This is a genomic window from Arthrobacter crystallopoietes BAB-32 (assembly GCF_000328305.2).
GTDB lineage: Bacteria > Actinomycetota > Actinomycetes > Actinomycetales > Micrococcaceae > Crystallibacter > Crystallibacter crystallopoietes_A.
On the sequence record NZ_ANPE02000224.1, the window covers coordinates 1 to 8495 of the forward strand.

At 63.0% G+C, this 8495-nt stretch carries 7 protein-coding genes; all 7 read left to right on the forward strand.

Going from position 1 to position 8495, the window contains the following annotated elements:
• Positions 1-610 (forward strand): ATP-binding domain-containing protein (locus tag D477_RS21925; protein WP_190273584.1); only part of this gene is annotated, 610 nt, incomplete at its 5' end.
• Positions 611-644: 34 nt separating this feature from the next.
• On the forward strand, positions 645-1355 hold the full coding sequence (locus D477_RS22375; RefSeq protein WP_150110180.1) for a TY-Chap2 family putative peptide chaperone: 711 nt from the start codon (positions 645-647) through the stop codon (positions 1353-1355).
• A 166-nt stretch (positions 1356-1521) separates the two neighbouring features.
• Positions 1522-2496 carry a protein NO VEIN domain-containing protein gene (locus D477_RS21395; RefSeq protein ID WP_005272664.1) on the forward strand — a complete coding sequence of 325 codons (975 nt, stop codon included), beginning with the start codon at positions 1522-1524 and terminating at the stop codon, positions 2494-2496.
• A 426-nt stretch (positions 2497-2922) separates the two neighbouring features.
• Complete coding sequence (locus D477_RS17345; RefSeq protein ID WP_005272665.1) at positions 2923-3837, forward strand: LysR family transcriptional regulator; 915 nt, start codon at positions 2923-2925, stop codon at positions 3835-3837.
• A gap of 428 nt (positions 3838-4265) precedes the next feature.
• Positions 4266-5606 carry an MFS transporter gene (locus D477_RS17350; RefSeq protein WP_005272666.1) on the forward strand — a complete coding sequence of 447 codons (1341 nt, stop codon included), beginning with the start codon at positions 4266-4268 and terminating at the stop codon, positions 5604-5606.
• Between the two features lie 82 nt (positions 5607-5688).
• A complete protein-coding gene (locus D477_RS17355; RefSeq protein ID WP_005272667.1) occupies positions 5689-6933 on the forward strand; it encodes a M20 family metallo-hydrolase in 1245 nt (414 codons plus the stop codon).
• 207 nt (positions 6934-7140) lie between these two features.
• Entirely contained in the window at positions 7141-8346 is a 1206-nt protein-coding gene (locus tag D477_RS17360; RefSeq protein ID WP_005272668.1) for an amidase, read from the forward strand.
• Positions 8347-8495 lie beyond the last annotated feature (149 nt).

The following is an 8495-nucleotide window of genomic DNA, read 5'->3' on the forward strand; positions in this document are numbered from 1 at the left end:
CTTTGTCGGAGTCATTGCTGTTGCGGAACAGTGGGAATCCATCCGGAAGGCGTTTTCGAGCCAGGACATCCAGTGGAGCGAATCGACTTCAGGTGAACTGAGCAATGCGATCAACGTGGTTACTCCTGAAGACTCCAAGGGCCTGGAATTCGACGCAGTCATAGTGGTAGATCCGCAGGCAATCCTCGATATGCATCATGGCGATCGAATGCTGTACATCGCGTTGACGCGAACAACGACTCGACTAGACATCGTCTACCCTGACGGTCATCTCCCTCGGTTGCTCGGTGGAGCACCTGCTGCCGATGACGAAGAATCGGAGACACCTGACCTTCTTGGAGATGAGGAGGCTCAGGACAAAGAATCGGCCGATGAAGAAGCGACGCCTGTCAAGCAAGCGGAAGGTGACGGGCTTCCCACGAGACTCCGGGAGAAGCTGAACCAGAAGGGTAGAGAGCGAATTGTCGTGAAACTGGAACCTCTGGAACAGAAAATTGCTGAAGGCGCTGCGCAGCTCCTGGCTGAACAAATTCTGTCCAGTGTGCAACCGAAGCTTTTCGATGCCGTTATCGCAGAGTTGGAGCGCATCATGCACGATCAGAAGCACTAGACTGCGCCGGCAGCCACTATAGACAGGTGTACGCATGACGACTATGACCAGCATGGTAGATGGGCTGTCGTTCAGCCAAAGATTCATCAGACCCCAATCCTGGTGGATCCTTACTGAGCTCTGCCGGAGACATCCCGAGTTTCGAATCGTGGAAACGCATCCGGGCGATGGGCATTACGATTGCCTCGGCTTATATGATGACCGGAGCAAAGTGACTGCCCTAAACCTCAATCGGGGCGGCAGCCTTCATATACACCGTGGCGTGAATCCCGGAAGTTTTGGATGGGCGACGGCTTTTTCTGGAGATTCATTCGAGTTCATTGAAAATCTTGAAAGTCGGATGGGGTTAAATGCACCAAGTGCAACCTCGCCAACAACTGCTCGCTTGCTGTGCTACCGCGTCATAACGAGTGTCCTCCTCCAAAGTCTGAACGCCCGGAAACCTTGGGATGCTCAATGTCTTGAAGAAGTGTTTTGGGGTGACGACGGAAAGGAGAAGTTAGTAGCAGAGTTTCCCGGAATCGATGCGCATTGTATGAGAAGCGAATCATCCTATCTTGACGGACCTATTTCCAAGCATTGGGTATTGAGACGAAAAGGCGTACAGCCCGAGCTGGTCTTGAACGATGATGGCATGCTTTACCAGCGCAATAAACGATCCGTCGACCTGTACAAAGTCTTTAAAGTCAGTGGAAGGAGCATTAGCTCTGCGATCGGGGCCAGCTTAGGAGAAGTCCTCAAATAACTGCCCAAAAGCAAGAAGATTCCAAGCCATAATGACTAGAGTGATCACGCCGGGATGACAAGATCCCTTAATCTCATTTCAGATGCCTACGGTGGAATACCGTCGGTGTTTGGTCGGAATGAATAGGAATCTCGCATCGGAGGGAGCATTAGGAATGGCTGGGGGAATGCAGGCCATTGGTAAACAGTGGTGGAGCGGCGATCCGACGCAGCGCTATTGGATGGAGCTTGTAAACGTCGATTCGTGGGGGAGTGAGCTGGTTGCTCCAGACGAGCCTAGGCACGCTTTGATGTACGACGTCGCTGTTGGCGATGTTGTGTATCACTGGGTTGGCAAGAACAACCCGCAGCGTCGGCCCTCAGGTATGTACGGCGTTTCGGTGGTTGCAGGCAACTTGCAGCGCGATGCAGGAGAATGGCTTGGGCAGCCTGCCAATACCATTGAGTTGACAGGTTACACGGCATTCGACCCGCCTCTCCTGCTCGGGGCTCTACGCTCGTACCAGCAGCAAATCTTCGACCTTATCGAGGGGTTGCATGAACGTGAGCGCCAGCAAACGCTGCACTTCCCTTTCCAAAAGCATCCCACAGCGGGATTGAAACCGAATCAGCGATATCTAAGTAAGCTCCCCGCCGAACTTTTGGACATTGTCTCGGAACTGCGACCGGATAGCGATTGGGGTGGGCTTGAGAACCCAGTCATTACTCCGCCTATAGATCCAGCTATTCCTGAATTCCGCCGTCGATACAGCGGTATTTGCATGGACCCAGTACTGCGTAAGTCGATTGAAGTGGCAGCGGTGGATCAGGCTACTGCCCACTACCTCGCGCAGGGCTACGAGGTCCAGGACGTCGGATTGACGCACTCATACGACCTGCTCGTTACCCGGGGTGATGAGGTTCGGCACGTCGAGGTGAAGGGGTCTCAAGGGGCGATCTTCAAGATTCAGCTCACGCGGAATGAAGTGTTGCATGCCGACGTGGTTGACAACACGGACTTGGTACTCGTTAGCGAGATCCAGTGGGAGCGTCTGCCTGACGGGTCGATAAAGACCGGAGGAGGGCTGATGGACGTCATTCCCAATTGGACCCCTTCAGTAGAGAATCTCAAGCCCCTGACCTACGAGTACTTCCTTGACTGACTGTTGGTCGGAGGCGACCGTCACCGCCCAATGTCACAGCTAACCCAACCCTACTTCTGGTGCTAGCCACAGGTCGACGAGGTCAAAGGGTACGCAGTTTGTTGAAATGGCATACGTACTCAGCCCTCCGACTCCATTGTTCACGCTCTCGATGAGATTGTTCGACGCCAGCAATGTGTGGAGGGCAAACAGTCGATCTGCCACTGGACGTGGCAGGGTCACACTAGATGACCGCTTCTGGCGCGGGTTTGTGCAGTGGAGGCGCGAAGACTCCCAGAAGGAAAGTCGAAATAAGAGAAGCCGCCGCTTTCGAATCGGAATCGATAGCCGCTTGTTCACAGATCTGACAAGTAGGAGGGGCGGTATCGCACGCCGCCTACTGCTCTTAGTCGGCTGACGACCGGTTGCTGCTGACAGAATGGCCCCATGGCGAGGCCTTTCACTCTGATTCAGCTGCGGTACTTCGCGGTGGTGGCGGAGACGGAGAACATGACGGCGGCGGCGCAGCGTCTGCGGATTACGCAGTCGGCGTTGTCGAATGCTATTTCGCAGCTGGAGCAGGAGCTGGAGGTGCAGCTGTTCATCCGGCTGCCGCAGCGGGGGCTGAAGCTGAGTCCGGCGGGGCGGGAGTTCGCGAAGGAGCTGCCGGCGTTCCTGGAGCACGCGGATTCGCTGTACGAGTCGGCGCGGGGTATGTCGGAGAACCTGTCGGGCGACCTGACGGTCGGGCTGTTCGCGCCGCTGGCTCCTTTTCGGGCGCCGGTGATCCTGCAGGCCTTCGAGCAGCGGTACCCGGACGTGCGGGTGTCCTTCCTGGAGGGCGACCAGGAGTTCCTGCGCCGCTCCCTTCTGGAGGGGCGGTGCGAGGTGTCGCTGATGTACACGCTGGGACTGCTGGACGGCGTGAGCACGCAGCTGGTGGAGCGGGTGCCGCCGCACGTGCTGGTGCACGAGGAGCACCCGCTGGCGGAGAATCCCGACCGTGAGGTGGCGCTGCGAGAGCTGGCGGACGAGCCAATGATCCTCCTGGACCTGCCGCATACCCGAGAGTATTACCTGCAGCTGTTCCAGATCGCCGGCATCACTCCGAACATCCGACACCGCGTGTCGGGCTACGAGACGGTGCGGTCCTTCGTCGCACGCGGGCACGGCTACTCGATGCTGAACCAGCGGCTGCACCACAACCTCACGTACTCGGGCGGCAAGGTGGTGCCGTTGCGGCTAGTCGACGAGCTGCCCGGGATCGAAGTGGTGCTCGCCCGACCGGAGGGAATGCGGCCAACGAAACGGGCCCTGGCGTTCGAGGCCATCTGCAAGAAGCTCTACGGCGCAGAGCGATAACGAGCCGGCAGGACCACAAACCGTGCGACCTGGCGGTCAGAAATCCGCGGGATGCGAAGTTGGCCGGCCAAAAGTGGACGCGTGCGCAAAGGCGGGAGGCGGCCGTCGTTCTCGGATTGATCGAATCGATGGGAACTGTAGAAATTATCAATTGGACAGCTGTGAGGCGGATCACAGAGACTGGTGTGCATTCCGACGAGGTCGATCCGGCGCAGATGACGTTTCCCGCGATGTAGCGGGGGAGCGGCGGCGGTTCGGCCAACGCAACCAGGAGGAACTGCATTGCGACAGAACCTACCATGTTTCCGTTCGATTACCGCGGGACCCGCTGAGCCGGGGCCGGCCCGAAACCTTTCCCGCCCGAGAGCTTTACAGCGCCGTAACGCCGGGCAACCGAACCGCAATTCCGTCTCCGTAGGTTGGCAGTCATGACGACCAACGAAACCCGGATGCGGCCCGGAGCCGCCAGCGCTGAGGCCTTCGCGCACTCCAACAAGACCAGCGGGATGCAGAAGCGCGTCCTCGCCGGCGGCAGCGTGGGGCAGTTCATCGAGTTCTACGATTTCGCGCTCTACGGCCTCTCCGCCGTGACGCTCTCGCAGCTGTTCTTCCCGGGCGAGAATGCCCTGGTCGGCCTGCTGGCCACGTTCGCGACATTCGGCGTCGCGTTCGTCGCCCGCCCGATCGGCGGCCTGTTCTTCGGCCAGCTGGGCGACCGGATCGGCCGGCGCAAGGTCCTCTACATCACGTTGGTAACGATCGGCGGAGCCACCGCGCTGATCGGCCTGCTGCCGCCCTACGCGGCGATCGGCGCGCTGGCGCCGGCGTTGCTGGTGCTGTGCCGGCTGCTGCAGGGCTTCTCCGCCGGCGGGGAATCGGTGGGAGCTCCGGCGTTTGTGTTCGAGCATGCTCCGGTGCACCGCCGCGGCTTCTGGCTCAACATCACCCTGGCCGCCACGGCGCTGCCGTCCGTGGTCGCCGGTTCGCTGATCCTCATCCTGAGCCAGACGCTCTCCGACGAGGCATTCTTCGCGTGGGGCTGGCGGATTCCGTTCCTGCTGGCGCTGCCGCTGTCCCTGTTCGGCGTGTGGATCCGCTCCAAGACGGAGGAGTCCGAGGCGTTCAAGCAGGTCGCCGCGAAGGTGGAGCAGAAGGAGTACAGCCCGGTCCGCGAGGCCTTCCGCGAGAACTGGGTGCGGATGCTGCAGGTCATCTTCGTGATGGGCATGACTGCGATGGGCTTCTACTTCCTCTCCGGTTACTTCGTCGGCTACGTCCAGACCACCGGCAACCTCAGCCGCGAGGCGTCCCTGCTGGCCAACGCGGTGGCGATGCTGTTCTACGCGCTGCTGCTGCCGGTCGGCGGGATCATCGGCGACAAGGTGGGCCGCAAGCCGATGCTGATTGCCGGTTCGGCCGCGATCGCGCTGCTCGCGTTCCCGTGTTTCATGCTGGTGACCAGCGGCTCGCTCGGCCTGGCGATGCTGGGACAGCTGCTCTTCGTGGTGCCGCTGTGCATCTACGGCGGCGGCTGCTACACCTTCTTCGTCGAGATCTTCAGCACCAAGACCCGCTTCACCTCGGCCGCGGTCAGCTACAACCTGGGCTACGCGCTCTTCGGCGGCACCGCCCCGTTCGTGGGCACCGCGCTGGTCAACGCCACCGGAGTGGCGTACTCGCCGGCCTACTGGCTCTGCGGGGCGGCAGTGATCGTGTTCCTGCTGCTGACGCTGACTAAGGTGCCGGAAACCCGCGGCCGTTTGGGCTAAAGGAGGACGACGGCGGGAGCCCGCCTTCCGCCGTCGTACTTCCCTTCCCGTTCCACTGACTTTCAATTAGGAGTACTTCGCCATGTCCGCTGACGCCTTCCTGAAGGATTTCCACCTCGTCGCCACGATCGGCGCCACGCCCAACAACGGCGTGGACCGGCAGGCGGCGACCGAGGAGGACCGCCGTACCCGCGACTGGTTCGCCGGGTTCGCCACCGAGCGCGGCTGGGAGGTCCGGGTGGACGGGATCGGCAACATGTTCGCGCTGGTCGAGTTCCGGCCCGGGGCGAAGTTCGTGCTGGTCGGCTCGCACCTGGACAGCCAGCCGCTGGGCGGGCGGTTCGACGGGGCGTACGGCGTGATGGCCGGGCTGCATGCGGCGGCCCGGATCGAGGAGCAGGTGCGGGCCGGCGGGGAGCTGCCGCCGTTCAACCTGGCGGTGGTCAACTGGTTCAACGAGGAGGGCGGGCGGTTTGCGCCGTCCATCATGGGCAGCTCGGTGTTCGCCGGGATCATGGACCGCTCGGCGATGCTGGAAGTGCGGGACCTGCAGGGCGTGTCCGTGCAGGAGGCGCTGGGCGGGATCGGGTACTTGGGCTCCGACGCCGGGCCGGAGCCGGTGAGCTACGCGGAGATCCACATCGAGCAGGGCCGCATCCTGGAGCGCGAGGGGCTGCAGGTGGGCGCGGTGGATTCGAGCTGGTACACCCAGAAGCTGGACATCGAGGTGCTCGGCGAGCAGTCCCACACCGGGGCGACGGCGATGGCGGACCGGCACGATGCGCTGGTGGCGGCGTCGAAGATCGTGCTGATGGTGCATGACGTGACGGGCGACTTCGAGGAGGAGGCGCTGGTGTCCTCGGTGGGGCAGCTGACGCTGGAGCCGAATTCGCCGATCGTGGTGCCGCGGCGGGTGCACCTGGTGGCTGACCTGCGGTCGAACTCGCAGTCGATTGTGGAGGCGGCGCGGGAGTCGCTGCTGCGGGACATCGCGGCGCTCGCGGAGGAGCACGACATCCGGATCAACGTGAAGGACTTCGACATCCGCGCCAACCAGTACTATCCGGAGTCCGGCGTGGAGCTGACGGAGAAGGTCGCCGCGGACCTGGGGCTCGGCGTACGGCGCATGCAGACCATGGCCGGGCACGACTCGGTCGCGATGAACCGGGTCGTGCCGACGGTGATGATGTTCATCCCCTCGGTCGACGGGGTCAGCCACTGCGAGCGGGAGTTCAGCACGGACGAGGACATGATGGCCGGCGTGGACGCGCTGACCGCCGTGGCGCGCGAGCTGGTGTTCGGCGCGCTGGTGGAGGAGGCGAAGTGACGGAGCAGCATTACCTGTCCGCGGTCGATGCGCTCCGGCTGTTCCGCTCGCGCGAGCTGTCGCCTGTGGAGCTGATGGAGGCCGTGATCGAGCGGACCGCCGAGGCCAATGCCACGGTCAACGCCTTCACGGAGACGATGTTCGACGACGCGCTCGCCGCCGCCCGCACCGCAGAGCAGCGGTATCTTGCAGGGGATTACGACGACGATGCCTTGCTGGAGACTGCCGGTCGCGACGAAGGAGAAGCACGCGATCGCCGGCCGGAGCTTCAGCCAGGGGCTGCTGGCCTGCGCGGACGACGTTGCCGCCGTCGACCACCCGATCGTGGAGCGGATCAAGGCGGCCGGCGGGATTATCCACGCGCGGACTACCTCGCCGGAGTTCAGTTGCGCGACCATCACGCACAGCCCGATGTGGGGCGTCACCAGGAACCCATGGAATCCGGAGTGCTCGCCCGGCGGCTCGTCGGGCGGGGCCGGCGCGGCACTTGCAGCGGGCTTCACGACTCTCGCCACGGCCTCGGACATTGCGGGATCAACCCGGCTTCCGGCGTCGTTCACTGGCACCGTAGGCTACAAGGCGCCCTACGGACGGATCCCCGGGATGCCCCCGCTCTCCGCCGACTGGTACCGCGGCGACGGGCCGATGGCGCGCACCGTCGCGGACACCGCGCTGCTGGCGAACGTGATGGCCGGCCCGCATCCGCTGGACCACACGTCCGTGGGCTCGGCCGGGCCGGTCCCGCTGGAGTTCGACGGCGTCGAGGGGATGCGGATCGCGCTGTGCATCCAGCTGGGGGACTACCCGGTGATGCCCGATGTCGAGGCCAACACCCGGGCCGTCGCCGCCGCGCTCGAGGCGGCCGGCGCCGTCGTCGAGGAAATCGAGCTGCTTTGGACCACCCGCGAGATCAGCGAGACCATCTTCACGCACTTCGGCCACATCCTCGGCCCGGCGATGGAGGCTGCCACCGCCGGTTCCGAGGACCGGCTCGCCACATACACCCGCCGCTTCATCGCCGATGCCCGGGCGGCCGCCCGCCGGCACACCTTGCTTGACGGGCTCACGGCTGAGGCCCGGATCCAGGCGCAGCTCGCCGACGCCATGGCCGGCTTCGACGCACTGATCTGTCCGGCCTCCGCCGTCTCCGCGCTGAAGGCCGACGAGGACTACCTGGACGGGATCGACGTCGGGGGAGTGAAGCTGCAGCACTACTGGGAGGCGCACATGACGTCGCCGTTCAACATCAACAACCGCTGCCCGGTGCTCGCCGTGCCCAGCGGCTTGGCCGACGTCGGCATTCCCACCGGCGCGCAGATCGTCGGGCACCCCTTCGACGACCACACCGTCTTCCGCGTCGGCGCCGCCGTCGAACAGCTCAAGCCTTGGGCTCACCTCACCCCGCCGCTATAGCTCGTCGTCGTTCACGGCAATCCTGTCAGTGGGAACTTGTAGCCTTAGCCCGGATTTTTCATCGGTTGATTGCTGGCAGTCGTGAGGTGTCTGGAGCCGCTTGTTGTTCGGCTGGCTGGATTTGGGCGTGATGGGCTGGCCCATAAGCC